A 24,245-nucleotide genomic window follows, 5' to 3' on the forward strand; every position below is an offset into this window, starting at 1 on the left:
TATGAATCGCTTCACTAAGCAAAAAGGGGTTGCTGGGATCATATTTCTTTCGTTTCTCCCTATATTAATCATCACTTTCTCGTTTTCTGTTGGCTATACGCAACGTTTGCTTGCGCACTCAAAAATAGAAGAGGCGGCTGAAGTTGCAAGTCTTGCCTTGATTGCAAGTCCGGGCAAAGACAATCAAGAAGACAAAGACTATGCGCAGAGAATTGTTGACTTATATATTACCGACAATATTAGCGACATTCAGATCAATGTATCGACCAAGAAGTGTGAGTACAAAGACGGTTGTGTTCAGAAAGCCAATGAGTTATCGCCATTTGCAGACTTCACCGTGGTTGCCACCTCTGAGCATGATTCATGGATTTCACATAATGAAATCGGCGTAGAGCCAAAATTCAAAGTGTCTGGCGACTCGATCACCCGGAAATACTTACCTCAACCGGTGGATATCTACTTCATACTGGATACCAGTCAATCGATGAGTAACCTGTGGTATGGGCAAAACAACAAAACTCAGATGCAGGTGGTGAAGGAAACGATCACCAAGGTTGTCGAAGATTTGAAGGACTTCAAAACCGGTGAGAATAAGAAGAGTCGCGTTGCCTTGTTGACTTACAACGCCTACAACGTGAAATACGATAAAAAGGATCGCAGACTAAAATTCTACGACTATGCAAGTGAGTTTTCTCACACAGAAGCATCTTTCCAAAGCATTGTCGATGATATGTTTGACCAGTCTGTGGATGAACAAAACGTGTACCACTCTAGTTATTATAATCAGGCACGAGATATTCCAATAACAGACAACTATCAGGACTTTATCAATATATTGAATTCCAACAAGGTAATGCCTGCAAGAGGGGGCGGTACCGACTCTTGGTTAGGCTTGATTGCAGCAGCGAAAGAAGCGGACAAAGTGAAGAAAGAAGATCGTAACCCGGAACAGGTGTTTATCTTCCTTTCTGATGGTGCAGATACAGACGTACGATTCCCTGACCATCTCCATAGAAATAGTACGTATAGAAACAAATACGATGTAGTCACAAAAAGTTATCGAGACAGTTATGGTTATATTCAGTATCAACAAGTTTACGACAAGTTCTTGAAGTCATTAGTGCGTGAACACAACCTTTGTGAACAGCTCAAGAAAAGAATTTCTAGCAAAGAAAATAAGTTTCAAAGTGAACACGCGAAGTTAGAAGGTGAAAAAACAAAAGTCACTATGGGCGTTATAGGTGTTAACTACAACGTACAAAAAGACGATGGGTTCGGTGATTGTGTTGGCGAGAAAAATATTTATCACGCAAAAAATGGTAAAGATGTCTACAAATATATATTAAATCTGATTAACGAAGAGACAGGACGATTAAAAGATTAAAATGAAAAAATTATTATCAATCGCGATTATTTTTACCTCAAATGTCGCACTCGCTAATTGTATTAATCATGATGAAAACTACGTGAGCTCCAAAATTCTTAAAAGTTCCGAAACCAAAGTCACTCAGGTTGTTGGTAAGTTAGCGGTGACGGTAAATGAAGAACGTTCTATTGTACAGGATAAGAGAGTAGTTAAGGTTGAGGGGGCGAATGCGACCGACAGCTGCACCTTTGATAAGAACTCGATGTCGTTGATCCTCAACTATGATACTGATAAATACCGTTTAACAGATACTCACAAACAGGCGATTTCACAATACTTGGAACTGGTTGACGAGGGTACTCATGTTCTTGTTGAAGGGCATACTGATGAGGTCGGTTCTCAAGCTTATAACAAAGGCTTGTCTGCTCGTCGCGCGAATGCCGCAACAACATACCTGAAACAAGGGTTAGGTCTAGGCAACAGGATTGTTGAAAAAGCATTCGGTGAGTCTGCGCCGATTTGTAAGGTAAATGAAAACAAATTATCTGGCTGTAACCGTCGAGTTGTACTGACTATAGAGTAATGTGCAATCCACTAGTTGCTGTCGTGATTTTAATATTTATGTGCTCAATTTTATGTGGTGTTTAAACGTCTTTGCTGATTTTTAGATGGCGTAGAAATAGGTTGGAAATACTAAACGACATCTAAATTATAAACAAAGCTTAGAGTGGGCAGAGCAATAAATACTAGCGATATATTAAATATGAGCCCTATTTTTTTTGGGGCTCAAAGTTTTCTTATTTTAATTGAAGATGATTTAATGTGTTGAGTATAAGTTCTACTTTAATATTACATAGATTAATTTTTAGATATAGAAAATTGTTTACAATATTTGCGGATTGATAAATGAAGCTTAATTATGTTTTACAAATGCTAATTTTGTTTTTAGGAAACTCTTGTTATTCTTATGGTAAAGTAGAAAATCTAAGTATGAGTGAACAACTGGAGGTATATGTATATAACACACGTATAATTAAGGATACGTCGGATTCTTTAGTCGGTATAGACTTAGATAGAAATAGTATTCGTGATGACGTTGATAAAGCTATCGGTTATCTTTCGGTAAGCGAGGTTGATAAAGAATTTGTTTCTCGCTATGTAAAGTATGCAACAAAAATACTGGAATATAATTTCAAATTAGATAGGTTGGAAAATAAACTAGTTGCGGATGAGCTTTACAAAGAGCATATATATATTAAAAAATGTTATAAGGAGTCTGGCGTTGATGGCAAGGAACTATATGACTCAATAAATGCTTTAAATGTCTTAATTTTTAATACAGAAACTAGGATAATGGCTTACCTCTACTATGAGAAGTACTTAGATATAAGGCAAACTTACATGGGGGTAAGCTATGATTGTAAAAATAGTAATTTCTATCAAATATGATTATTTTGCCCGGATGCAGCATGAGCAAAGCTTCCATGTTAGCGAAAAAGCTCCGTAGCGTTGTTAAACACAATCGTTTAAATACATTAGATATAGAGATCAGCGTTAGTACTGGTGTTGCTGTGCGCGAAGAGGATGAAACGCTGCAAGAGGTGATCGTGAGAGCAGATGAAGAGTTATATGAAATGAAAAAACAGCGTGTTTGAGGACAACAATACATAACCATGACATAACTGTTTGATAAATTTGACCAAGCAGTACCCTTGGTCTTTTATATTAGTCGAGCAATGCATAATGCTCCTTTGATTGCTGATTAGCATAAGACCCAACTGGTACTGTATCGTGAACAAAGACCTTGATCTAAACCTATTAAAAATACTGGTTCTGCTAGAAAAGCATCGTCAGCTTAAACCCGTAGCGAAAGCCTTGGGCAAGAGTGAGGCGTCGATCAGTAAATATCTTGCTCGCTTATGCATCCAGCTTGGTGATGAACTATTCATTCGTCACCCACATCATTTAGAACCCACCAACTTTCTGATGCGTCAGTTACCCAAAATAGCAGATGCATTAGATAACTTAGAAACATGCTTAGTTCGATCAGAATTCAAACCAGAAAAATACAGTAAGGATATAACGGTCTGTTTACCCCAAACGGCTCAGTACTCATTTGGACACTTGTTGGCGATGGATTTAATGACGCTGTTTCCTAAAGCTCATATTACTGTCGCAACCATCACGGAATATACGGTAGACGAAATCCTTTTAGGCAAAGTGGATGCCCAGCTTCATTACTTCAATGATGAATTGCCAAAATCTATCCATCAGAAATTTATTGGCTACGCGCCTGCTGTGGTTGTTGTTCCGGAAGAGCTTGGGATCACCACTCTTGAAGAGGCTGCCAAACTGCCATTTATTATGCTTGAAATTATCGGTTGGAAAGAGAAAGAGCAGCTTGCAAAACGAGCAATGGAAAATCACGGTATGGTGATCAATCGAATTGCAGCGCTAGATAACGTGAGCAGTGTGCTAAAGCTGCTCAAACAAAAAAAGGCGGCGACGGTTTTTCTGGAGTATCAGGCGCCAATCGAAGGATACCGTTTTATTCGTATTCCTGAATCTTATTACCCCAATGGCTGGCCAAAGGTTGTACTTCAGATGAAGCAAAGCCATCGTCACGACGCTATGCACCAGATATTAACCGATGCCATTGCAAAATATATGAAGAACTAACGCTCGCATCGAATGTTTTCAGCGCTTGGGATCGTATGCAGTAATTCAATCAATGAATCTGCATGGTATTTTTTCAAAATACGAGTTTTGTAAGTGCTGATGGTTTTAGCGCTGAGCGATAGTTGTTCTGAAATACGTTTATTTGAATAGCCCTGAGCTAAGTAGTGGAACACCATGGCTTCGCGATTGGATAGCGTGACATCACCAGTAGAAGGAGCGTGAGTAGACTTAAACATAGAGTACCCACGTGAGACACTCACAATCGCGTCAGCAATAGCTTCTTTTGTCTCGTTTTTATTCAAGAAACCATGAGCTCCCATCTCGTAAGCCGCTTTAGAAAGGCTGGAATAGTCGCGTGAAGAAATGAAAAGTAATTTACCTTGATAGCCCGTTGCTAAAATATTCTTCGCCAAACGCATACCATCTCGATCACCAAGGACAACGTCTAGAATAATAAAATCAATTTTTGTATTTCGAACTAAGTCCATTACTTCTGCGCTGTCTTTCGACTGAATGACTTCGGCTGTGTTGATTACGCTCTCAACAAGAGAAGTCAGTGCTTCGCTGTAAAGTGGTTGGTCATCAATGATAAGAACATTATTCAAATGGAGCCTCACTACTATCCGAACTGTCATACCGCCCAACGCAATATGATTGTATTAAGAGGGATTGTAGGAAAAACCTTTCTGATGGAAAGGAAAATGACATTTTCTATAATTGAAATTCACTGAGCACAATTGAATAAGATACTGTCGAATACGCCAATACACGAGGGATTTCATATGTGTGGGTATAGTGATAGGCCAACGAAAAACATCAATATTAACCCTAAACTTTTCATCGAAATGGCCGCTAAAAGTGGGAAGGTAAGGTCGCACTAAGTTAACTCATGTTATCCTGTTCAAAAATGAGACATTTTTTCACAGTTTGATATGGAAATGTGCGTTGGCCGTCCTTTTGGTGGTTTACAAACTTTGTTGTAACGACTAAAAAGGATGCTTGGATTTTTAGCCTGAGAATGGCTTCTCATGGCGTTTGCATCAAACTTTTTCTGATGCGTATTTTGGTTGGATAATTGGCTTTATGAGTAACGTAACCAGCACCATTTTGACAGAAAGTGGTACCAATGAGCTTGAAATCATCGAGTTTCATTTAGAAAAAACATTGCCGGATGGCAGCACAAAAACTTGTTATTACGGCATCAACGTTGCGAAAGTACGAGAAGTGATTCGCGTACCAGAGACAACCGATTATCCAAACGCACAACCTCACATGATCGGGGTGTTTTCGTCCAGAGATGTATTGACGCCTTTAGTTGATTTAGCTGGTTGGTTAGGTGTACCAACACGGCAGGACCTAGAGCGTAAGTTTGTTATCGTTACTGATTTCAACAAAATGACCAATGGCTTTCTGATTGATAGTATTTCACGTATTCATCGTATCTCTTGGAATGATGTGGAATCACCAAGTCAGTTTTTGGAAGCGGGCGAACAAGATTGTGTAGTGGCAGTTGTCCGCAAAGAAGGCAACCTGATCATGATTCTCGACTTTGAAAAAATCATCGCGGATATTAACCCAGAGCTGAGTATGGAAAAATACGATGTGAAAGGGGATAAGTCGGTAGATCTAAACCAGAGAATGGTGGGTAAGCGTAATGCTAAAACGATCATGGTGGTGGATGACTCAGCATTTATTCGCTCTTTGATTCAAGATACATTAGCTTCTTCAGGTTACAATGTGATCACTTGTAAAGACGGTGGTGAGGCTCATGAGAAATTAATGAGCTTAATCGAGGTCGCGAAAGAAGAAAACTTGCCAGTTAAAGAGCTGTTAGATGCGGTGGTTACAGACGTAGAAATGCCTCGAATGGATGGTATGCACTTAGTGAAGAGACTACGCGATACTGAAGCGTTTCATGAAATGCCGATCATTATGTTCTCATCATTGATGAGTGAGGATAACCGAGCGAAAGCACTGTCTCTTGGCGCAAATGATACGATTACCAAGCCAGAGATTGGCCGTATGGTGAATATGATGGATAAATACGTATTTAACTTTGCGTAAACAAACCCGATAAGATTAAAAATAAGGCTGCCGATGGGCAGCCTTATCTTATTGTGGGCATGGAAGAATTTTTAAGGTGTAACTTTCGTTTGGAGCCTGCGGTGGTCCATATAAAATCCCGCATTGTGTCAGGCTTGCTCTTTTTTCGTCTACTGCTGCAATGACCATTTCTCGTGTTGTTGAACCCGCTGGGTGATGAAATGTTTTCCAATCTGAGCCTTCTTCGTTCAGCCCTTGCACAAGCAATTTCATCGACTCGCTATCAGAATCAGGATACCCATATAAGAAAACACAGCGTTTTGAACCACCAATATTACAACCGTCAAATGGTAAATCGGCCATTAAAGCACTGTCTACGAAGTTTGAAACGTAAGATTTGCTTTCCAACCCTGCAATCGCCATTTTCCCATAACCGACACCGAGCGCTGATGCAATCGCGCCCTTCATGCCTTCTAAACGCGCTTCACGCGCATCACTTTGAAGGTTTAAAAAGCGTGGTGCGGCAGTGACAGCAAGAATGCCAAGCACGACAATAACTACGACTAACTCTATTAGAGTAAATCCAGTTTGTTTTCTCATATTATTTTCACAGCAAGTTAAAGGTAGAAAAAGTAACACTGACCGTACACTTGTTGTTGTGTAAATAAGTACGGTAATGACAAAATGATCAATAGTATAAAGCGATGAGTCATAAAGTGTTATACCGACGTAGTGAGAATCGATTACGCCTATATAAAGCGGGAGGAGGGTTCAAAGATCTAATGCGGCCGTTTTTGAGCAGTCATTAATTCCGTGGAAGAAATGCTGCATGAACAGTCGAGCATGAATTCGCCTAGATATAAGCATACGCGTACATCGGCTGAATGAAAGACGAAAAGAAGTGACGGCAAACCGCACAAATGGATTGTCTTTTTGTTCACTTTGATGAATGCTACGCGAGATTCATATCACAACACACTCGACGCATTCATCGTGCGAATGTGCTTTGCTTTCGTGTTTGGCTTTCAAATATAAGAATAATCTAAATGGAACTCGATTCGATAAACTTGCTTGCGATAGGGCTAATATTTCTTGGCTCTTATGTACAAACCGCAATAGGCTTTGGCTTGGCAATTGTTGCCGCACCTTTACTGATTCTTTGGGCGCCGGAGTATGTGCCTGCACCAATCTGTTTAGTCGCGTTATTTATTTCGTTGATGAATGCGATGAAGCACCGCAGTAGTGTTGAAATCGGCGGTTTAAAAATGGCATTGATTGGGCGTGTGCCCGGATCGGTCGCTGGCGGCTTGCTACTGTTTTTTGTCTCGACTCAAGCTCTTACACTTTGGATTGGTTTTTTGGTGTTATTCGCGGTTGTGGTGAGTGTTTTACCGTTTCGGGTTGAACCCACACCAGCGCGTATGACATTAGCAGGATTCTTTTCTGGATTGTTTGGTACCAGTTCGGCGATTGGAGGCCCACCGATGGCGCTGTTGTTGCAACATCAAGAAGCGAATCAGTTACGTGGTAACCTATCGGCATTTTTTGTTTTCAGTTCCATCATTTCGCTCGTTGTTCAAATTCCCGCTGGTTTCTTCACATTACACCATTTGGTGATTACTATTCCGCTATTACCTGCGGCAGCACTTGGGTATTGGCTCGCGATGAAAACCACCCAATCGTTACCAAAAGAAAAAATTCGGTTTGGAGCACTTATGTTGTGTTTTGTGAGTGGGTTTACAGCAGTAGTACAAGCGTTGAACCAATAATGCCCTCAGCATCTTAAATTCACAGGGATATCGCGTTCCTTTTATCATGCATAGCGCGATTTGTTTGCGCTGACTTATTCGTTTAGATGAGCGATAGTTTTATGAATAACACTCGTTATGGCACTTTTATGGCAGCATTCTCCTTTGTAATTTGGGGGCTGCTACCCATTTATTATCGTTATTTACCGAATGCTTCAATGGATGAGTTGCTGGCATGGCGAATCATCGGCTCAGTTCCTGTCGGTTTTTTAATTGTGCTTGGTATAACCCGTCGAGGACCGAATTGGAAAGAAATCTGGTGTGACAAAAAATCTTTGTGGTATACGTTTGTCGCGAGCAGTTTGATGTGTATTTCATGGAGTGCGTTCACTTGGGCTTTGACTCACCATCGAGTCATTGATGCAAGCTTAGGCTTTTTTATTGGACCGTTAGTGTCAGTGGCGCTAGGCGTGTTTATTCTTGGAGATAAGCTTTCAAAAGGCAAACTCATCGCAATTGTGCTAGCAACAATTGGCGTGATGTATCAAGTGATTCATTATGGCCAGTTACCTGTTATCGCACTAACGATGGGGTTGTTCTTTGCTTTGTATGGGTTGTACAAGAAGAAGATAACATACGACTGGAGCACCACCTTATTTGTTGAGGCGCTGCTATTGACTCCAGTTGCCGTGGCGTATTTGTTTTACAAACAATGGACAGTGGGTGAGTTGGCTTCAGGTGTAGATATCACAACATTGCTTTTGTACTTTGGCAGCGCACCGATCACGCTTTTACCACTGATTTTTTATTCTATCGCGATACGTATAACAAACTTATCGACAGTTGGTTTAATGCAATACATTGAACCAAGCTTGCAGTTTGTTTTGGCTGTCATGTTTTTCGGTGAACTGTTTGATGAAGTTAAAGCAGTGACCTTTGCCTTTATTTGGGTGGGGCTGTTATTTACAATCTTTGAAAGTATTGTCAAAGGGCATAAGCGTAAAAAGCTGGCCAATCACCCTTTATAGTGCACCATTCTTGAATATTCACGATTTCACTCTCACGCCCTCTATTCGAGGGCGTTTTTAGTTCCATAAAGTATTCTCTTACTCGTTTTCTTATAAGCATAATTTGAGGTTAATTGACGCATTATCATTAGGATACCGCTATATTTATAGCCAAGTGACACGCTATATAATGAAAACCGGATCAAAAAGGACGACATATGATCACAGCTCTATACGCTAGCATTCTTGCAATACTGATTATTTGGTTGGCCGTTCAAGTGATTAAGCAGCGTCGCTTAAATCAGGTTGCTTATGCTGACGGAGGAGTAGAGGCTCTCCAAATCGCTCGTAGTGCACAGAGTAACGCGACAGAATATATCCCCATTACTCTGATTCTAATGGCACTATTAGAATCCAATAGTGCTTACCCAACCTGGATACATCTCACAGGCATTATTTTCGTGATCGGTCGAATTATCCATGCTCGAGGTATATTGAAAGAGGACTTAAAAAGGCGTGTTAGGGGCATGCAGGTGACATTCCTAGTGATACTTTCGCTGGTTGTGCTGAATATGATTTATCTTCCGTACGATAAGTTATGGTAAGTCTTCGTAGCTATATCCCGCCGCCATGGGTACTCGTTCTGATTGGGTTAGTACTGAATATTGGCGCGATCGTTCTTACTAGCTTGGTCCTTGATAGGCTTGGCAAACAGTATTCGCAACTCGCAGAGCAAAAGGCGGAAAACTTGTATTCCATCCAACTCGCGTGGAATAGCGTTGAAACTCTAGAAAGAAAAAGAGAGGCGTTGCTGCTTCACTTGCACATAAGTCAGAGCGAAGCGATACCTTCGGAGATAGAGCAGATAGTGGAAGGGCATTTATCCTCTTGGACTCATCACGAATCGGATGAAATACAAATAGATAAACTCCCTCAGCTAATGTCAAAGATAAACCAAGCACAAGCTTCGTATAGAGATCGCATTGATGACTATTACATTGAGAATGTAGAGCTCAATGAGCTAATGGCAAAGCAAGATGAAAAGATCGCTTGGTACAAGAATATCGGGCTCTTCTTGCAAGTATTCGGACTCGCATTAATCCTCGCACGTGATTTGGCTAGGAAGCCATAGAACAAAAGTTAATGGTAGGGTTTATTGCGAAATGCCAATAATAATTTGCAAATTGCAATTCATTGCGTGAGCAAACAGTGGCTATTGGTGAAGTTTTAATGAAAGTGATTAAATAACAACCTGTTTTGTGCACTACAAAGTTGGCACGCCTCATGCTTTAGTATGAGTGACCCTTTCTAAGCCGAGGGTCACCTAGCCAACTGACGTTGTTAGTGAACCACTTTGTTCACAAATATATACAGCCAATCACGAATCCTTGTGGTTGGCTTTTTTTATTTAAATGACTCAGTTTAGAACTGTGCTTTAATCCAGATCATGCGATGGTCGGAAGACACATCTTTGCCATCACCATACTTACCAATACGCGCATCGTTAAATAGCTTACGACCTTCTTCATAAGAAGCTGACCAGTATACGCCAGAGTCCACCACATTTAGGTTTGCAGAAGGCAAGGCATAATCTACACCCAAGCCAAACGTCGAAGTGATGCGATTTGGATATGGGTGAGTGGAGCTGCGGTCAACAGCGTGTTCGGCTGCCCCAAAGCTTGTCGGATAAAGCTCGCCATTCATCACGGTTTGGTTAACCAATGGATCATTATGCAGTTCTTGCATTACAGAGCTAATACCGTCACCGGCCACGGGATCAAGGTTTTGATCGCCCATCATTACGAATTTAGCCCCGCTCGATAAGCCGCCTTTCTTACCTGCATCGTCGTAGAAATAGTCTTTACCTTGAATGTAGTGATGCCAGAACTCTACTTCGGCTGCGTTTTGCGCTTTGTTTTTACCTGGATCGAATACTGGTGGAGTAGGGTGCGACATCAGTAGATGCACAACTTCCTCGCCATTGCGAGTCGGAATGATAATTGGTGCATCTACGTGGTTTTTAGAAGATAGGCGTACTTGATCCCATTCTTCTGCAGAGTACCACTCATCACCACACTTCATGCCATCTGGAATCTTTTGTGAGCCGTCACAGATAGTAATGGTTGGAATCTTCGCACCTTCCATATCTTTCCATTTAAACGCTTGGAACGTGCGCGTATTTGCCGTATCAATCTTGTATTTAGACATTAGGGCAAAGGCATATTGACCGTGGTACATGCCAAAGCCCCATGCATCGCCCGGCATTTGACCTGCTGTTCCATTGTTGTCGAGGTCAAACTCGCTTAGCAAACCTGTGTTGGTAGAGTAAGACTCCGCGAATGGATATTCGATAGGTTCAAGGTTCGCTTCACCGCCTGCACCATTGATGCTTTGCGCGACAGACAGGTAGTTCTTCTGGAAGCCTTCAAGGGCAGCTTTGTTTTCGCCTGTTCCGTCGTTGTTGTATTCCGCCATCATAAGAACGTCAGGGCGATTCTTCTGAATAATCGCAGCAACGTTTCGAATTTGAATGACTTTTTCCGCAGTGGTTTTGTCTTCAGCGGCGATAGAACCGTCTAAATAGGCAGTAACCAATACAGTTTGCTGCGCTGGTTCAATTTGCATTTCACTCACTAAAGCTTCAAAAGTTGCACGGTCAAAAGAGAGGTTGTAAGTCGCTATTTTTACTTCTTTAGGCTGAACATTGACGTATTCAGTGTCGTCATTACATCCAGATAATAGAGCGGCGCCAACCAGGAGAGCGATAGAGGTTTTGATTGTTTTCATGGGTACGTCATACCTTATAATTGATTCGGCTGAATATTAAAGTCATCAGTAATTGTTTTAAGCGATATCAATCACACAAACGTTTTCATATTTACATGTTCAATTAGTTTTTGTGTGATTTGTGCAATAAACGCAACACTTTCAACACCAAAAGGTTATATGCAAATTGTTAAAAAACGGTGTCGTTTTTAATAGATGAAATGGCACTAAAACATAAGTTGTATGATTGTGTGTGCTAAAATCAATGAGCGGGATGATTACGATAAGTTTGACTTCACTTTTGGGTGAGAAACAAACAAATAAGAACTGGTCAGTTTGGCTTTGCTATTGATGCAAAATAGGGGGGCTAACCGATGGGTTCAGTATCAAACTATCAGAGCAGGTTATTTGTCAAGGCAATGCTTGCTTCACCACTTCTTTTTTCAATATCTTTATCCGCCGCTCAGTCCGAACGGCTAGAGCAAAACCATGGTCTTGTTGTTGCTTTAGAAAAACGCAACCTTGCAGCCACACAAAATATAGATCGTGTGTTAGGTTTACAAAATGGAAATCGTGTACAAAAGCTGAAAACTAACAAAGGTAAAAACGGCGGTACGCATAATCGTTATCAGCAGATGTTTAAAGGCGTCCCGATTTGGGGCAAGCAAATTGTCGTACATCGTGATAAACAGGGCCAAATCAAGCATATCAACGGCACTCTCGTAAAGGATATTGCCCGAGATATCAATGATATGGTGCCTAAATTGTCGCTTTCTCAAGTAATGTCTTCAATGCAAAAGTCGTACCGTGAAAACGGATACCAAATAGAGAATCAGCGCCAAGGTTTACGTATTTATGTCGATAAAAGTGACGTGGCGCACTTAGCTTATATTGTCCAATTTTTTGCTGATAATGAGCATGGAGGTAAGCCTACACGTCCCACCTTTCTTGTTGATGCTAAAACAGGAAACATTTTGCTGCAATATGAGGGGTTAGCGCACGTAGAAGCGAATGGTCCAGGAGGAAACCAAAAAATTGGTCGTTATCATTATGGTGTGGACTTTGAGTCTCTATTAGTCCAGCAATCTGGTGATACGTGTTTGATGGACATTCCTGGCGTGGTCAAAACTATCAACTTGAATGGTAGGACGTCTGGCAATACGCATACGTTCGTTTGTCCAACCAATAGTGTTAAAGAAATTAATGGAGCGTACAGCCCGTTAAACGATGCGCATTACTTTGGCAAAGTGGTATACGACATGTACAAAGATTGGCTGAATACCGCGCCCTTAACGTTTCAGCTTCAAATGCGAGTGCATTACCGCAAACGCTATGAAAACGCCTTTTGGAATGGTTCGAGCATGACTTTTGGCGACGGTGCTACTTATTTCTATCCTTTAGTGAGTTTAGATGTCTCAGCGCACGAGGTTAGCCATGGATTTACAGAACAAAACTCTGATCTGATTTATTCAGAGCAATCAGGCGGAATCAATGAAGCTTTCTCAGATATGGCAGGTGAGGCGGCTGAATTCTATTCACGTGGTTCTAACGATTGGAAAGTTGGGTACGATATTAGAAAGGCTGCCAATGCGGCGTTGCGCTATATGGATAATCCGTCCCTTGATGGTCGTTCAATTGATCACGCGTCTCAGTATGTGAGTGGCATGGATGTGCATTATTCAAGTGGTGTGTTTAATAAAGCGTTTTATCTATTGGCGGTTGAGTACAACTGGGGAACGCGACAAGCGTTCGAGGTTTTTGCGTATGCTAACCAGAACTACTGGACGCCAAGCGAAACGTTTGACTCTGCAGCTGCGGGTGTATTGGCGGCCGCCCAAAGCTTAAACGTGGCGGCGAATGATGTAGCCGATGCTTTTGCTCAGGTCGGTGTTTCAGTTGATGGCGGAGTCGTCGAGCCACCATCTAGCACGTGTGAGGCTATCGCCCTAAACAATGGTGTTTCCAGCAACATAGACTCTTCATCTACTGGAGAGTGGCATTGTTTTACGATTGATGTGCCTACCAATAGTTCAGATTTTACTGTTACCACTTCGGGAGCAAACGGCGATGCGGATCTTTACGTTAAGCTGGGAAGTGAACCAAGTTTAACCAGCTACGATTGTCGCTCATACAGTGGCAACAGTAATGAAGCATGTAGTATTACTTCTCCGAATGAAGGAACGTGGCATATTGGTGTGTACGCTTACAGCAGCTACAGTAACTTGAATGTGGAAGCAAGTTATGTAGGAGAAGAGGCGCCACCACCATCTGATGAAGTTACTACACAATCAATCAACAATGGTAAAACATGGACGGCGATTATTACTGGTTCTGGCTTGATGAATGGCGTGTGGAATGTTATTTCAAATACGCCGTGTGATAACGATAACGAGTGCAGTTTATCCGGTATCGGAAAGAAAACCAGTGAGGTTAGCTTTACGTTGACGGATGGTACCGTATTCATCATCGCTAAGCCCTAGCGATTTTTATGTAAAGAGGCCCTGAAATATCAGGGCCTTATTTTTTTACGTTCAATTTTCTGTATATAATAGCGAGTCACAAAGAAGTGAGGACGACCTCACCGCTCTATCTTTTCTCGGGGACGACCCCATCTCGTTGGGAAATATGACATGGCTTGGGGAATTCTCTTCATTGCTGGCTTATGCGAAGTGGCATGGGCTGTCGGACTAAAATACTCACAAGGTTTTACCAAATTGGCGGCATCTGGCTTTACCGTTACGTTTATGGTGTTGAGCTTTTGGTTACTTGGAATTGCATTAAGGACGCTACCACTCGGTATCGCTTACGGCGTTTGGGTAGGTATAGGAGCGATTGGAACGGCAATCGTCAGTATCTACATATTTAACGAGCCCGCGACGCTGATAAAATTGCTGAGTTTACTGCTTATTGTTGCCGGTATCGCTGGATTAAAATTATCCGCTTAACGTCAGTTTAAACATAAAAAGAAAGCCAGAGTCGACTCTGGCTTTTTACGTTTTAGTGTTGTCTCGCTTTGGGGCTGAAGGGTTAAGCGCTGCGCTTAACGAATGGCAATCGCAAATGGTGACCAAATGCGTTAATGAGTGCGCCCGCTACAATTAGTGCACCACCGATGTACGTCCAGATGAGCGGGATTTCGCCGAAGAAAATGATGCCTAACAACACAGAAAATACGATCTGAATATACGAGTAAGCAGACGCTTTGCCCGCTTGCTGAGTTTGCATTGCTTTGGTTAATCCCAATTGCCCAACTTGGGTGAATACACCAACCAAAACCAACATGAAAGTCAGATACAGGTCTGGCATAACAAAATCATCGCCAATCAGTAAGAGTGAAGTGGGTAGAGCAACCAGAGGGAAATAGAAAATGATCACCGAGCTGTCTTCGGTTTGGCTGAGCTTTCTTACAATGACATAAGCGATAGAGCTACCAAAAGCACCTAAAATAGCAATCATCACACTGAACATTGGAAGTGTTTGTGCAGATTCTACGCCGGTTTCTGGCCGAACCATGACGTAGACGCCGAGCAAACATAGCGCAATACAAATGAAGGTTGTGGGCTGAATTCGCTCTTTCAAAAAAATGACAGCGAGCAGCGCCGTAAATACCGGATGAATGTATTGGAAGATGGTTGCTTCTGCCAAAGGTAACGTGGTCACCGAATAGTAAACACACATCAGCGCGAAGGTGCCCACCACGCCACGCGCTAAAAGTAGTGTTTTGTTGTTGCCCCAAACAGAGATTCGTTTTCGTTTCACATCTAAATAACTGATCACTAAAGAAACGAGTGCTCTTGCTGCAACGATTTCAAAGACAGGGATACCATGAAGACTGACATGCTTTACCGTGGCCGACATTAGCGCGAACCCGAAAGCGGAAAGCACCATAAAGCGCACACCAATGGGAACCATAGTGTTGAGTGAATTAGACATTTTACTGCTCATTTGTTGCGACAGATCGCACTTTAGCATACTCAACAGACAAAATGATCGGCGGCATTCAAACATCTCTGCCGAGAGAAAGAATAAGCGGTAGACTGTGGGTTCTCAATCAACTTATCTTTCTTTCGCGCATGGAGCGCATCTAGGAAATATCTAGATATTTAAGGAGCATACATGATCCCAATACAAGCGACGCATGTCTCTGGCGTTGTCATCTCTCGAATTGATGGCGTAGATAAAATTCTGTTACTCAAACGCGTTAAAGGCGGGTATTGGTGCCATGTGGCTGGTGGTGTAGAGGCTGGTGAAACAGGATGGCAAACCATTCTGAGAGAGCTAAAAGAAGAGACGCAGATTGACGATGTTGAGTTACATACTGCAGACTTTCTAGAACAGTTCTACGAAGCAAAAAATAACCGCATCATGGTTATTCCATGCTTCGTAATGTTTTGTCCACCTAACCAATCGGTTGTACTTAACGAAGAACACACAGAGTATTGTTGGTGTACGCTTGAAGAAGCAAAACGACTAGCCCCGTTTGCAAATCAACACCACCTTTACGAACATGTGTGGAGGCATTACGTGGATGTGGAGTCGTTGACGCCATTTACGTTAATTGAACAAACAGACTAGACGAGATAGCCATCCTTTTAAGCACGTTTGACATAACGAATATGGAAGTTTGTTCTCAACGCAATGAGGCGGTAGGATTTATGAGTAGTGTTTACTGAAAAAGGGATAATGTGGATGGATGAGGTCATGTGCCAAAAGGCGTATCAAGGAAATAGCATGCAGGCCAGTTTTTCTGTTTCAGAAAGGGTCTCAATTGAGCCTCTTACCACCAAACACGCGACCGTTTTACTGGAAGTGGTGAACACGTATCGAAACAGTCTCTCTGGCTATTTGCCTTGGACGGACTTTGTGACCAACCGCAGAGAAGCGGTGAACTACATCTCTCAGCGCGTGAACAGCAAAGCGTTAGATGCCCACTGGTGCGCGATTTATTTTGATGAGCAGTTTACGGGTGTTATTGGCATAAAAGGTGTGGATTCGCACACACGCGTCACTGAGATTGGCTATTGGCTTGCCAACAATGGGCGAGGACACCGAGTGATCGACCAAGTACTCGCGGTGTTGATTCCTTTTTTGAAGCAGAAAGGGCACGCGCAATTCATCCAATTCCACTGTATGGAAGATAACATTGCCAGCATCAATATTGCTGAGCGTGCTGGTGCTACATTAAAAGAATACATTGATCACGAGTTCGAGACGCTTGACCGCTCTCAACGGCTCGGCATTTATGAGTTGCGTCTGACTTAGTTCCAAACCCACTGATATTTTAATCAGAGTTCGAACTCTAATTTCGCGAGCGCTACAATAGTAACATTGTTGCGCTCGTGTTAATTTGGAGCGTCATTGGTTGAAACTAGGTTAGGAGAAGCATCATGAACGCAATCGCAGAGGTTGAAGTGGACAACCTGTTACAACAAAGCCTTGATCGCTTAAAAGCGGCGTATGCCGCCGAACCTTATCCTAGTTTGGATGAGCGTAAGCAGCGCCTTGTCTTGCTAAAACAAGCTCTGATTGCGAATAAACAAGCATTGGTGGAAGCGCTGAGTGACGATTTTGGTTATCGTTCCGAATTTGATACCGCCATGACCGACGTTTTGCCGACGGTCTCGCACATCAATTACACCATCAAGCAGCTAAAAAAGTGGTGCAAACCAAGTAAGCGTGAATCCGGTCTGTTGCTTGCTCCGTCGAAAGTGACTGTTCAGTATCAGCCACTCGGCGTGGTCGGGATCATTTCGCCGTGGAATTTTCCTGTCATTTTGAGCCTTGCGCCTTTAGTTACTGCTTTGGCCGCAGGTAACCGTGTGATGATGAAGCTCAGCGAATTTACGCCCAAAACCAATAAAGTCATCGTCAATATTTGTCGCGAGTTGTCTGAATATGTCGAAGTATTTGAAGGTGAAGCGGACGTTGCACGATCATTCAGCCAACTGCCATTCGATCATCTTTTGTTTACTGGCTCGACAAATGTTGGTCGCGCTGTGGCAAAAGCAGCGGCTGAAAACCTGACTCCAGTGACGTTAGAGCTGGGCGGGAAATCCCCGGTGATCATTGCGGAAGATGCAGACATGAAGAAAACCGTTGATGCGATTTTGTTTGGGAAATGCATCAATGCCGGCCAGATTTGTGTCGCGCCTGATTACGCGTTTGTACCACAAGAACGCGTCGAAGAGTTCATCACGCTGTTCTTAAAACGTTTTGAAAAACTCTATTTGAAATCCAACAAGAATCAAAAGCTGACCCATATTATCAATCAACGACAGTATGATCGTTTGACTGCGCTGCTTGAGGATGCCAAAGCTCAGGGCGCAAGCATCCGTACCGTTGAAGCGTCACCTCAACAGGAAAGGCTTTTGTATCCTCATTTGATCACAGACGTGTCGACAGATATGCGCATCATGCAAGAGGAAATATTTGGGCCATTTCTACCCATCAAGCCTTACAAAGCGATAGATGAAGTGATTGACTACATTAATCAACACCAAAGACCACTTGCGCTGTATGTTATGTCGGACAACAAATCGACCATCAGACATATTGTACGCAACACACACAGTGGCGGCGTCGGTATTAACGACACGGTATTACACGTTGGCGCTGAAGATGCGCCTTTCGGTGGCGTTGGTGAATCAGGCATTGGTCATTATCACGGAGTGGAAGGATTTAAAACCTTTAGCCACGCGAAAACCGTACTCCACACGCCGAAATGGCTACCAAGGACGGGGGCATTAATGCGTCGCAGAGCTATGGCGATAAAAGCGATTCAAAAGATTTTTGTTCGATAGTGGTTGGATTGTTAAAAACCGCTCAAACGGGCGTTTTTTGTTTCTATGTGTTCTGAATTGCGGATTACCTAAGGTCGGGAAGTTTCCACCACGCGCTGCCAATAGAGAAAGAAAGGCTCTTTTTGAAAGAGCCTTTTTCACGAAATGTCGACAGATTTTTGGAAGTTTAATGCAGAACTTCACTGCTGAATCTTAAGTATTTGCAGTCGTTCATTAGCTCTTTAAATGCCTTTCTATCTAGCTTAATCAGAGTTTCATGATCGCCGGCTTCAAGATAGACATGTTCCAAGTTTGCTAATCTTTCATCACAAACGGTCGACATGTGGTAAGGACTACCAATCGGTGGAATCGCGCCGTGCTCACAATCAGTGAAGAGTCGGTAAACCATACGCTCTTTCACTAAGTGGAAAGTAGCGTTAAATTCATCGTTTAATCTCGACAAACTGATTTTGTTGTTGGCAGGTAAGACCGCCATCATATGATGCCCTTCATGATCCTCAAGAATGACGCCTTTTGCGATATTCATTAAAGGCACACCTGCGGCAACACCACTTTGTAGCGAGCTATGACTGTGGCTGTGATTCACGGTTTGAAAGTGAATGTTATGCTCAGTCAAATATTCATCTAATCGGGTTGCAATCGTCATATAGCCTCCACGTGTATGAGACCCATAAAGAGTATAGGTGAGGCAAGCGACAATCGCGTATTTTACTCTGGTTTCGCTGACGCTCTTTCCGCTCCTGTTCTACGCTTATTGCAAGCCAGCGAGAAAGCGTGGTTAACAATAATAAATAGGGGGCAACATGAGCAAGCCAATCATCGCCGATAATAAGCCGATTAAAGTGAATCTAACCGAAGGGCAAGAATATTACTTTTGCCGATGTGGACGTTCTAAAAATCAACCTTATTGCGATGGGTCGCATTCGGGAACAGGCTTAAAGCCAATGAGCTTTACTGCGGAAAAAGATGAAGAAGCGTATCTCTGCCAGTGCAAGCATACCTCTAATGCCCCATTTTGTGATGGAACACATAAGCGTTTTTCTTCTGAGCAAGTCGGCAAAGAAGGCCCTGAGAAAAAACGAGAGAAAAGTGACAAACCGACTGCGTCCGCTACTCAAGAAGAACCAACCCTAGAGTTTATCCACCAATTAGCGAGAGAAGGGCTCTCTAAACTCGGCCATCATGGTCCGATGGCTGCAATGGGGGTTCCTAGGCATTTGCTACCACATTGGGATGCTATACAAATCATGGTGGCGCAAATGGCGACACAACCGTTGTTAGAAGACGTTCCCGTATCAACTGAGTTGATTGTGGGGCCAAACGCGCGTAAGCCGCTCAAACTTGCTATCCCTTTATTGGTATCGGACATGAGTTTTGGCGCACTTTCGGAAGAGGCGAAAATTGCGCTAGCAAAAGGTGCTGAGTTGGCAGGGACTGGTATTTGCTCCGGTGAAGGGGGGATGTTACCTGAAGAACAAGCTGCAAATTCGCGGTATTTCTATGAGCTTGCCAGTGCTCAGTTTGGCTACGATGAATCTAAGCTTCTTAATGTTCAGGCTTTTCATTTTAAAGGTGGGCAGGGCGCCAAAACAGGCACGGGTGGTCATCTTCCTGCGAATAAAAATGTGGGTAAGATCTCTCAGGTGAGAGGTCTCCCCGAAGGACAACCAGCGATCTCACCGCCAACATTTAAAGATCTTCATACTACTCACGATTTCAGAAAGTTTGCTGACAGAGTCCGTGGCATCACTGGCGGCATTCCAATTGGCTTTAAACTCAGTGCCAACCATATTGAGCAGGACATACAATTTGCGCTCGATGCGGGTGCCGATTACATCATCTTAGATGGTCGCGGTGGTGGCACGGGCGCGGCGCCAACTATGTTCCGTGATCATATTAGCGTGCCAACCATTCCTGCGTTAGCTCGTGCGCGTAAGTACTTAGATGAAAAAGGCACAAGTGACCGCGTCACATTAATCATCACTGGTGGGTTGCGAGTTCCTATGGATTTTGTCAAAGCGTTGGCACTTGGGGCAGACGGAGTGGCGATAGCAAACAGTGCGATGCAATCGATCGGTTGCGTCGCGGCCCGGATTTGTAACACCAATAATTGCCCTGCGGGGATCGCAACGCAAAATGCCGATTTGAGGCAGCGTCTCGACGTCGAAAAGTCATCCCAGCAACTGAAAAATTTCTTCGAATCTTCGGTTGAGCTCATGCAAGTCATGGCGAGGGCGTGTGGTCATCACGCTCTGAATGAATTTAGTCATCATGATTTAGCGACTTGGGATCACAACATGGCGAGGCTGTCTGGGATCAAGTATTCAGGTATGGACTTAAACTGATCTCTATCCATATTTTCTGCATATAGGTACATGTTTGATAACAATTATTTATTAGCCGAGATATGGAAATTTTGACTTGGCGTTAACTAAAAATTCAGTGTATGAACTACGCTGTTTGAGGTGGATATTCGATTTATTGAATAACAAAGAGTGGTTACCACAACCACGATACGAAGGAGCATTATATGAGCAACACAAACGGCGGTTCGGTAGGTAAATGTCCAGTTATGCATGGTGGGCAAACATCTACAGATAAGTCGGTGATGGATTGGTGGCCGAATGCCTTAAACTTAGACATCCTGCATCAACACGACTCCAAAACCAACCCATTTGGCCAGGACTTTAATTACAAAGAAGAACTGAAAAAGCTAGATGTCGAAGCACTTAAAAAAGACTTAAAAGAGTTAATGACTGATAGCCAAGACTGGTGGCCTGCCGACTGGGGACATTACGGCGGTTTAATGATCCGAATGGCATGGCACGCAGCGGGTAGTTATCGTATCGCGGATGGACGTGGCGGCGCTGCGACAGGCAACCAGCGTTTTGCTCCTCTCAACTCTTGGCCAGATAACGCAAACCTCGATAAGGCTCGCCGCCTTTTATGGCCCATCAAGAAAAAATATGGCAACAAATTAAGTTGGGCCGATCTGATTGTCCTTGCCGGTAACATGGCGTATGAATCCATGGGCTTTAAGACCTTTGGTTTTGGCTTTGGGCGAGAAGACATTTGGCATCCCGAAAAAGACACCTACTGGGGTTCCGAGCAAGAATGGTTAGCCACAAGTGACGCTGATAACAGCCGCTACTCTGGTGAGCGAGATTTAGAAAATCCACTTGCCGCAGTAATGATGGGGCTGATCTACGTGAACCCAGAAGGGGTGGACGGGAACCCAGATCCTCTCAAAACAGCACATGACATGCGTGTGACCTTTGCGCGAATGGCAATGAACGATGAAGAAACTGTCGCGCTCACAGCGGGTGGTCACACGGTCGGTAAGTGTCATGGTAATGGTGATGCCGCAAACCTTGGTCCAGAGCCCGAAGCCGCAGACGTGCATGAACAAGGTCTTGGCTGGATTAACCATAAAACACGTGGCATTGGCCGTGACGCGGTAACGAGCGGTATTGAAGGTGCTTGGACGACACACCCTACACAATGGGACTACGGATACTTCCACCTACTATTTAAGTACGATTGGGAACTGAAGAAAAGCCCAGCAGGTGCGTGGCAGTGGGAGCCAATCGACATTGAAGAAGAAGACAAGCCTGTCGATGTTGAAGACGGCTCTAAGCGCTACAATCCAATCATGACTGACGCCGATATGGCGCTCAAAATGGACCCTGAATATCGCAAGATTGCAGAAAAGTTCCAAAATGACCCAGCGTACTTTGATGATGTTTTTGCTCGTGCCTGGTTTAAGTTGACACACCGCGATCTAGGACCAAAATCATGTTATTTCGGACCTGATGTGCCAAGCGAAGATCTTATTTGGCAAGACCCAACGCCTGCAGGTAAGACAGACTACGATGTCGATTTAGTGAAAACAAAAATCGAAGCAAGTGGCCTATCCATTAGTGAGCTAGTAAGCACGGCTTGGGATAGTGCGCGTACTTACCGTGGCTCTGACCGCCGAGGTGGCGCAAATGGTGCGAGAATTCGTTTGTCTCCGCAAAAAGATTGGCAAGGAAACGAGCCAGAGCGTCTAAGTCGTGTTCTTGCTGTGCTAGAAAAAATAGCAGCAGAAGAGGGCTGTAGTGTTGCAGATGCTATCGTACTTGCTGGTAACGTAGGTATTGAACTGGCTGCGCGTGCCGCAGGTCATGATGTATCTGTGCCATTCGCGCCAGGCCGAGGTGATGCCACCCAAGAGATGACGGATGTTGAATCATTCGAAGTTCTTGAGCCTGTGGCTGACGGTTTCCGAAATTGGTTGAAGAAAGACTACGCGGTTAAGCCGGAAGAGCTTTTATTAGATCGTGCTCAGCTTATGGGGCTAACGGCGCCAGAAATGACGGTACTTATCGGTGGTATGCGCGTTTTAGGCAGTAACTACGGCGGTGGAAAAGAGGGCGTATTTACTGACCGAGTCGGCACTTTGTCGAATGATTTCTTCGTGAACCTTACTGACATGTCATATACGTGGCAACCGGTAAGTGCTAATCAGTACGAAATACGTGATCGTAAAACAGACCAAGTGAAATGGACGGCAACTCGAGTGGATCTTGTCTTTGGCTCAAACTCGATTCTACGTTCGTACGCGGAAGTGTATGCGCAAGATGATAATCAGGAAAAATTCATCCACGACTTCATCGCTGCATGGACGAAAGTCATGAACGCCGACCGTTTTGACTTGTAATAAGTCAAACGATGCAAATCGGTAGATGCGTAAACAAAGTTGATGAATAAGTAAGAGAGGCGGGCGCAAAGCTCGCCTTTTTCTTTACCTGTCTTTTTACTTTGATTGTTACTTTGATTGAAAGTTAAGCTCATTTGAGCCATAATAACTAGACCATATGAACCATAGGAGCTTGATATGGCAACTGCAGCATTAAAAAGCTTTAAGCCGAAACAATCTCATAAAGCCAATTTCTGGCTTATGCTAGGTATTGAAGATGCTGAAACGGGTCGTATTGATGCGGTTCACAAAGGCTTTGAGCCCAAGGTATACCGGAACATTGTTGATCGAGTAAAGCTTTCTCAAAGTGAATTCCAACATGTGACACTGATTCCTGTTAGTACAATTAAGCGTCGTCTTAAAAATGATGAGCGTTTTAATACTCAAGAGAGTGATGCAATCTATCGATTAGCGATGTTATTGAAACTCGCGACAGAGTTGTTTGACGACGAAGAGCGCGCGTTAAAATGGATGAGAGAGAATGTGTACGGCTTAGGTGGAAAACGTCCACTTGATATGGTGTCGACTACGGTTGATTTTGAAATCGTAAAAGATTTGATCGGCCGTTTAGAGCACGGGGTGTTCTCATAATATGAAGCTCTATCGTCTCACACAAAAGAAATTCGCTGACACGCCATTTAGCCCCGTTGGCGCAAAGTTATTTGGAGGGCGATGGAACTCAAAAGGAACCGAAGCCCTCTACTTCTCTGAATCGGAATCCCTTTGCTCGTTGGAAGTGTTCGTTCACGTAAATAACGATCCAGCTATCACCAAACTGTACGATTTATATCGTATTGAAATGCCAGAATACCTCATCGCCACCTTAGATGAAGAAGATCTCCCTGTGACGTGGCGAGCAATACCGGCGAGCGAGTCTACACAGTACATTGGTGACCAGTTTCTCAATGACCCTCATCCCGAGTTTGCCGCACTGCAAGTGCCTTCAACGATTTCACCTCGTGATAAAAACTACGTGGTGAACCCAAATCATCCCAAAATGAAAGAGATCATCAAGAAAGCCGAAAAGCTCGATTTTGCGTTTGACCCACGCATTTTCAAATAGACGCGCGGGCTTTGTCTTGCTTTAAAATATTC

The 24,245-nt window shown here is 43.4% G+C and carries 23 protein-coding genes and 1 pseudogene; 19 read left to right on the forward strand and 5 right to left on the reverse strand.

Annotated elements, in window-relative coordinates; translation table 11 throughout:
• Position 1 precedes the first annotated feature (1 nt).
• From NL645_RS02220 to NL645_RS02240, 5 genes and pseudogenes are all read left to right on the forward strand, one after another.
• Entirely contained in the window at positions 2-1,384 is a 1,383-nt protein-coding gene (locus NL645_RS02220) for a TadE/TadG family type IV pilus assembly protein (protein WP_226420581.1), read from the forward strand.
• A 1-nt stretch (position 1,385) separates the two neighbouring features.
• Positions 1,386-1,949, forward strand: a complete 564-nt coding sequence (locus NL645_RS02225; RefSeq protein ID WP_253651104.1) for an OmpA family protein — start codon at positions 1,386-1,388, stop codon at positions 1,947-1,949.
• Positions 1,950-2,272: 323 nt separating this feature from the next.
• On the forward strand, positions 2,273-2,815 hold the full coding sequence (locus NL645_RS02230; protein WP_203342552.1) for a chromosome segregation ATPase: 543 nt from the start codon (positions 2,273-2,275) through the stop codon (positions 2,813-2,815).
• Positions 2,812-3,021: pseudogene (locus tag NL645_RS02235) on the forward strand (diguanylate cyclase); the annotation flags it as partial. The gene NL645_RS02230 and the pseudogene NL645_RS02235, both read left to right, overlap by 4 nt.
• Before the next feature lie 136 nt (positions 3,022-3,157).
• Positions 3,158-4,045 carry a LysR family transcriptional regulator gene (locus NL645_RS02240; RefSeq protein ID WP_253651105.1) on the forward strand — a complete coding sequence of 296 codons (888 nt, stop codon included), beginning with the start codon at positions 3,158-3,160 and terminating at the stop codon, positions 4,043-4,045.
• On the opposite strand, the gene NL645_RS02245 is transcribed toward NL645_RS02240, so the two are convergent.
• Positions 4,042-4,650, reverse strand: coding sequence for a response regulator transcription factor (locus NL645_RS02245; RefSeq protein ID WP_253651106.1), 609 nt, complete (start codon positions 4,648-4,650; stop codon positions 4,042-4,044). The two genes, NL645_RS02240 and NL645_RS02245, sit on opposite strands and share 4 nt — an antisense overlap.
• Positions 4,651-5,128: 478 nt before the next feature.
• Between NL645_RS02245 and NL645_RS02250 the strand changes: the two genes are divergently transcribed.
• Positions 5,129-6,109, forward strand: coding sequence for a chemotaxis protein (locus NL645_RS02250; protein ID WP_025998672.1), 981 nt, complete (start codon positions 5,129-5,131; stop codon positions 6,107-6,109).
• 48 nt (positions 6,110-6,157) lie between these two features.
• Here NL645_RS02250 and NL645_RS02255 read toward each other — a convergent pair whose 3' ends face one another.
• Positions 6,158-6,688, reverse strand: a complete 531-nt coding sequence (locus tag NL645_RS02255) for a prepilin-type N-terminal cleavage/methylation domain-containing protein (protein ID WP_046876029.1) — start codon at positions 6,686-6,688, stop codon at positions 6,158-6,160.
• Between the two features lie 446 nt (positions 6,689-7,134).
• Between NL645_RS02255 and NL645_RS02260 the strand changes: the two genes are divergently transcribed.
• The 4 genes from NL645_RS02260 (at position 7,135) to NL645_RS02275 (ending at position 9,975) form a co-directional block, all read left to right on the forward strand.
• Positions 7,135-7,857, forward strand: a complete 723-nt coding sequence (locus NL645_RS02260) for a sulfite exporter TauE/SafE family protein (RefSeq protein WP_253651107.1) — start codon at positions 7,135-7,137, stop codon at positions 7,855-7,857.
• A 101-nt stretch (positions 7,858-7,958) separates the two neighbouring features.
• Positions 7,959-8,864: an EamA family transporter RarD gene (gene rarD / locus NL645_RS02265; protein WP_005395245.1), complete on the forward strand. Its 906-nt coding sequence runs from the start codon at positions 7,959-7,961 to the stop codon at positions 8,862-8,864.
• A gap of 197 nt (positions 8,865-9,061) precedes the next feature.
• Complete coding sequence (locus NL645_RS02270) at positions 9,062-9,448, forward strand: MAPEG family protein (protein ID WP_005395243.1); 387 nt, start codon at positions 9,062-9,064, stop codon at positions 9,446-9,448.
• Positions 9,442-9,975, forward strand: coding sequence for a DNA mismatch repair protein (locus NL645_RS02275; RefSeq protein WP_182032830.1), 534 nt, complete (start codon positions 9,442-9,444; stop codon positions 9,973-9,975). Before NL645_RS02270 ends, NL645_RS02275 begins: the two co-directional genes overlap by 7 nt.
• 290 nt (positions 9,976-10,265) lie before the next feature.
• On the opposite strand, the gene NL645_RS02280 is transcribed toward NL645_RS02275, so the two are convergent.
• Positions 10,266-11,630, reverse strand: a complete 1,365-nt coding sequence (locus NL645_RS02280; RefSeq protein ID WP_253651108.1) for an endonuclease/exonuclease/phosphatase family protein — start codon at positions 11,628-11,630, stop codon at positions 10,266-10,268.
• A gap of 353 nt (positions 11,631-11,983) precedes the next feature.
• Between NL645_RS02280 and NL645_RS02285 the strand changes: the two genes are divergently transcribed.
• Together NL645_RS02285 and NL645_RS02290 are read left to right on the forward strand one after the other, a co-directional pair.
• Positions 11,984-14,089 carry a M4 family metallopeptidase gene (locus tag NL645_RS02285; RefSeq protein ID WP_253651109.1) on the forward strand — a complete coding sequence of 702 codons (2,106 nt, stop codon included), beginning with the start codon at positions 11,984-11,986 and terminating at the stop codon, positions 14,087-14,089.
• Positions 14,090-14,239: 150 nt separating this feature from the next.
• Complete coding sequence (locus NL645_RS02290) at positions 14,240-14,554, forward strand: multidrug efflux SMR transporter (protein WP_005395239.1); 315 nt, start codon at positions 14,240-14,242, stop codon at positions 14,552-14,554.
• A gap of 82 nt (positions 14,555-14,636) precedes the next feature.
• Here NL645_RS02290 and NL645_RS02295 read toward each other — a convergent pair whose 3' ends face one another.
• Positions 14,637-15,542 carry a DMT family transporter gene (locus NL645_RS02295; RefSeq protein WP_253651110.1) on the reverse strand — a complete coding sequence of 302 codons (906 nt, stop codon included), beginning with the start codon at positions 15,540-15,542 and terminating at the stop codon, positions 14,637-14,639.
• Positions 15,543-15,725: 183 nt separating this feature from the next.
• On the opposite strand from NL645_RS02295, the gene NL645_RS02300 reads away from it, so the two are divergent.
• From NL645_RS02300 to NL645_RS02310, 3 genes are all read left to right on the forward strand, one after another.
• Complete coding sequence (locus NL645_RS02300) at positions 15,726-16,184, forward strand: NUDIX pyrophosphatase (RefSeq protein ID WP_253651111.1); 459 nt, start codon at positions 15,726-15,728, stop codon at positions 16,182-16,184.
• Positions 16,185-16,298: 114 nt separating this feature from the next.
• Positions 16,299-16,871, forward strand: a complete 573-nt coding sequence (locus NL645_RS02305) for a GNAT family N-acetyltransferase (protein ID WP_253651418.1) — start codon at positions 16,299-16,301, stop codon at positions 16,869-16,871.
• A 125-nt stretch (positions 16,872-16,996) separates the two neighbouring features.
• Complete coding sequence (locus tag NL645_RS02310; RefSeq protein WP_253651112.1) at positions 16,997-18,409, forward strand: coniferyl aldehyde dehydrogenase; 1,413 nt, start codon at positions 16,997-16,999, stop codon at positions 18,407-18,409.
• 166 nt (positions 18,410-18,575) lie between these two features.
• Here the strand turns inward: NL645_RS02310 and NL645_RS02315 are convergent, their stop codons facing one another.
• The gene (locus tag NL645_RS02315) at positions 18,576-19,055 is read right to left on the reverse strand and encodes an aminoacyl-tRNA deacylase (RefSeq protein ID WP_006742302.1); all 480 of its coding nucleotides are present in this window, start codon (positions 19,053-19,055) and stop codon (positions 18,576-18,578) included.
• Positions 19,056-19,212: 157 nt separating this feature from the next.
• Here NL645_RS02315 and NL645_RS02320 point away from each other — a divergent pair, with 157 nt between their 5' ends.
• The 4 genes from NL645_RS02320 to NL645_RS02335 all read left to right on the forward strand — a co-directional run bounded on the left by NL645_RS02320 (position 19,213) and on the right by NL645_RS02335 (position 24,213).
• Positions 19,213-20,754: a glutamate synthase-related protein gene (locus NL645_RS02320; RefSeq protein ID WP_253651113.1), complete on the forward strand. Its 1,542-nt coding sequence runs from the start codon at positions 19,213-19,215 to the stop codon at positions 20,752-20,754.
• 185 nt (positions 20,755-20,939) lie between these two features.
• On the forward strand, positions 20,940-23,111 hold the full coding sequence (gene katG, locus NL645_RS02325; RefSeq protein ID WP_253651114.1) for a catalase/peroxidase HPI: 2,172 nt from the start codon (positions 20,940-20,942) through the stop codon (positions 23,109-23,111).
• A 177-nt stretch (positions 23,112-23,288) separates the two neighbouring features.
• Complete coding sequence (locus tag NL645_RS02330) at positions 23,289-23,741, forward strand: antitoxin Xre/MbcA/ParS toxin-binding domain-containing protein (RefSeq protein ID WP_006742299.1); 453 nt, start codon at positions 23,289-23,291, stop codon at positions 23,739-23,741.
• A 1-nt stretch (position 23,742) separates the two neighbouring features.
• Positions 23,743-24,213: an RES family NAD+ phosphorylase gene (locus NL645_RS02335; protein WP_005376497.1), complete on the forward strand. Its 471-nt coding sequence runs from the start codon at positions 23,743-23,745 to the stop codon at positions 24,211-24,213.
• Positions 24,214-24,245: the final 32 nt, after the last annotated feature.

It is taken from the genome of Vibrio sp. Y51_MX_L26 (genome assembly GCF_024181935.1).
GTDB lineage: Bacteria > Pseudomonadota > Gammaproteobacteria > Enterobacterales > Vibrionaceae > Vibrio > Vibrio diabolicus.

What these genes read in the sequence shown, in the direction of transcription:
- NL645_RS02220 (WP_226420581.1), top strand. Translation starts at nt 2, where the DNA reads ATGAATCGCTTCACTAAGCAAAAAGGGGTTGCTGGGATCATATTTCTT.
- NL645_RS02225 (WP_253651104.1), top strand. Translation starts at nt 1,386, where the DNA reads ATGAAAAAATTATTATCAATCGCGATTATTTTTACCTCAAATGTCGCA.
- NL645_RS02230 (WP_203342552.1), top strand. Translation starts at nt 2,273, where the DNA reads ATGAAGCTTAATTATGTTTTACAAATGCTAATTTTGTTTTTAGGAAAC.
- NL645_RS02250 (WP_025998672.1), top strand. Translation starts at nt 5,129, where the DNA reads ATGAGTAACGTAACCAGCACCATTTTGACAGAAAGTGGTACCAATGAG.
- NL645_RS02255 (WP_046876029.1), bottom strand. Translation starts at nt 6,688, where the DNA reads ATGAGAAAACAAACTGGATTTACTCTAATAGAGTTAGTCGTAGTTATT.
- NL645_RS02260 (WP_253651107.1), top strand. Translation starts at nt 7,135, where the DNA reads ATGGAACTCGATTCGATAAACTTGCTTGCGATAGGGCTAATATTTCTT.
- rarD (WP_005395245.1), top strand. Translation starts at nt 7,959, where the DNA reads ATGAATAACACTCGTTATGGCACTTTTATGGCAGCATTCTCCTTTGTA.
- NL645_RS02270 (WP_005395243.1), top strand. Translation starts at nt 9,062, where the DNA reads ATGATCACAGCTCTATACGCTAGCATTCTTGCAATACTGATTATTTGG.
- NL645_RS02275 (WP_182032830.1), top strand. Translation starts at nt 9,442, where the DNA reads ATGGTAAGTCTTCGTAGCTATATCCCGCCGCCATGGGTACTCGTTCTG.
- NL645_RS02280 (WP_253651108.1), bottom strand. Translation starts at nt 11,630, where the DNA reads ATGAAAACAATCAAAACCTCTATCGCTCTCCTGGTTGGCGCCGCTCTA.
- NL645_RS02285 (WP_253651109.1), top strand. Translation starts at nt 11,984, where the DNA reads ATGGGTTCAGTATCAAACTATCAGAGCAGGTTATTTGTCAAGGCAATG.
- NL645_RS02290 (WP_005395239.1), top strand. Translation starts at nt 14,240, where the DNA reads ATGGCTTGGGGAATTCTCTTCATTGCTGGCTTATGCGAAGTGGCATGG.
- NL645_RS02295 (WP_253651110.1), bottom strand. Translation starts at nt 15,542, where the DNA reads ATGTCTAATTCACTCAACACTATGGTTCCCATTGGTGTGCGCTTTATG.
- NL645_RS02300 (WP_253651111.1), top strand. Translation starts at nt 15,726, where the DNA reads ATGATCCCAATACAAGCGACGCATGTCTCTGGCGTTGTCATCTCTCGA.
- NL645_RS02305 (WP_253651418.1), top strand. Translation starts at nt 16,299, where the DNA reads ATGGATGAGGTCATGTGCCAAAAGGCGTATCAAGGAAATAGCATGCAG.
- NL645_RS02310 (WP_253651112.1), top strand. Translation starts at nt 16,997, where the DNA reads ATGAACGCAATCGCAGAGGTTGAAGTGGACAACCTGTTACAACAAAGC.
- NL645_RS02315 (WP_006742302.1), bottom strand. Translation starts at nt 19,055, where the DNA reads ATGACGATTGCAACCCGATTAGATGAATATTTGACTGAGCATAACATT.
- NL645_RS02320 (WP_253651113.1), top strand. Translation starts at nt 19,213, where the DNA reads ATGAGCAAGCCAATCATCGCCGATAATAAGCCGATTAAAGTGAATCTA.
- katG (WP_253651114.1), top strand. Translation starts at nt 20,940, where the DNA reads ATGAGCAACACAAACGGCGGTTCGGTAGGTAAATGTCCAGTTATGCAT.
- NL645_RS02330 (WP_006742299.1), top strand. Translation starts at nt 23,289, where the DNA reads ATGGCAACTGCAGCATTAAAAAGCTTTAAGCCGAAACAATCTCATAAA.
- NL645_RS02335 (WP_005376497.1), top strand. Translation starts at nt 23,743, where the DNA reads ATGAAGCTCTATCGTCTCACACAAAAGAAATTCGCTGACACGCCATTT.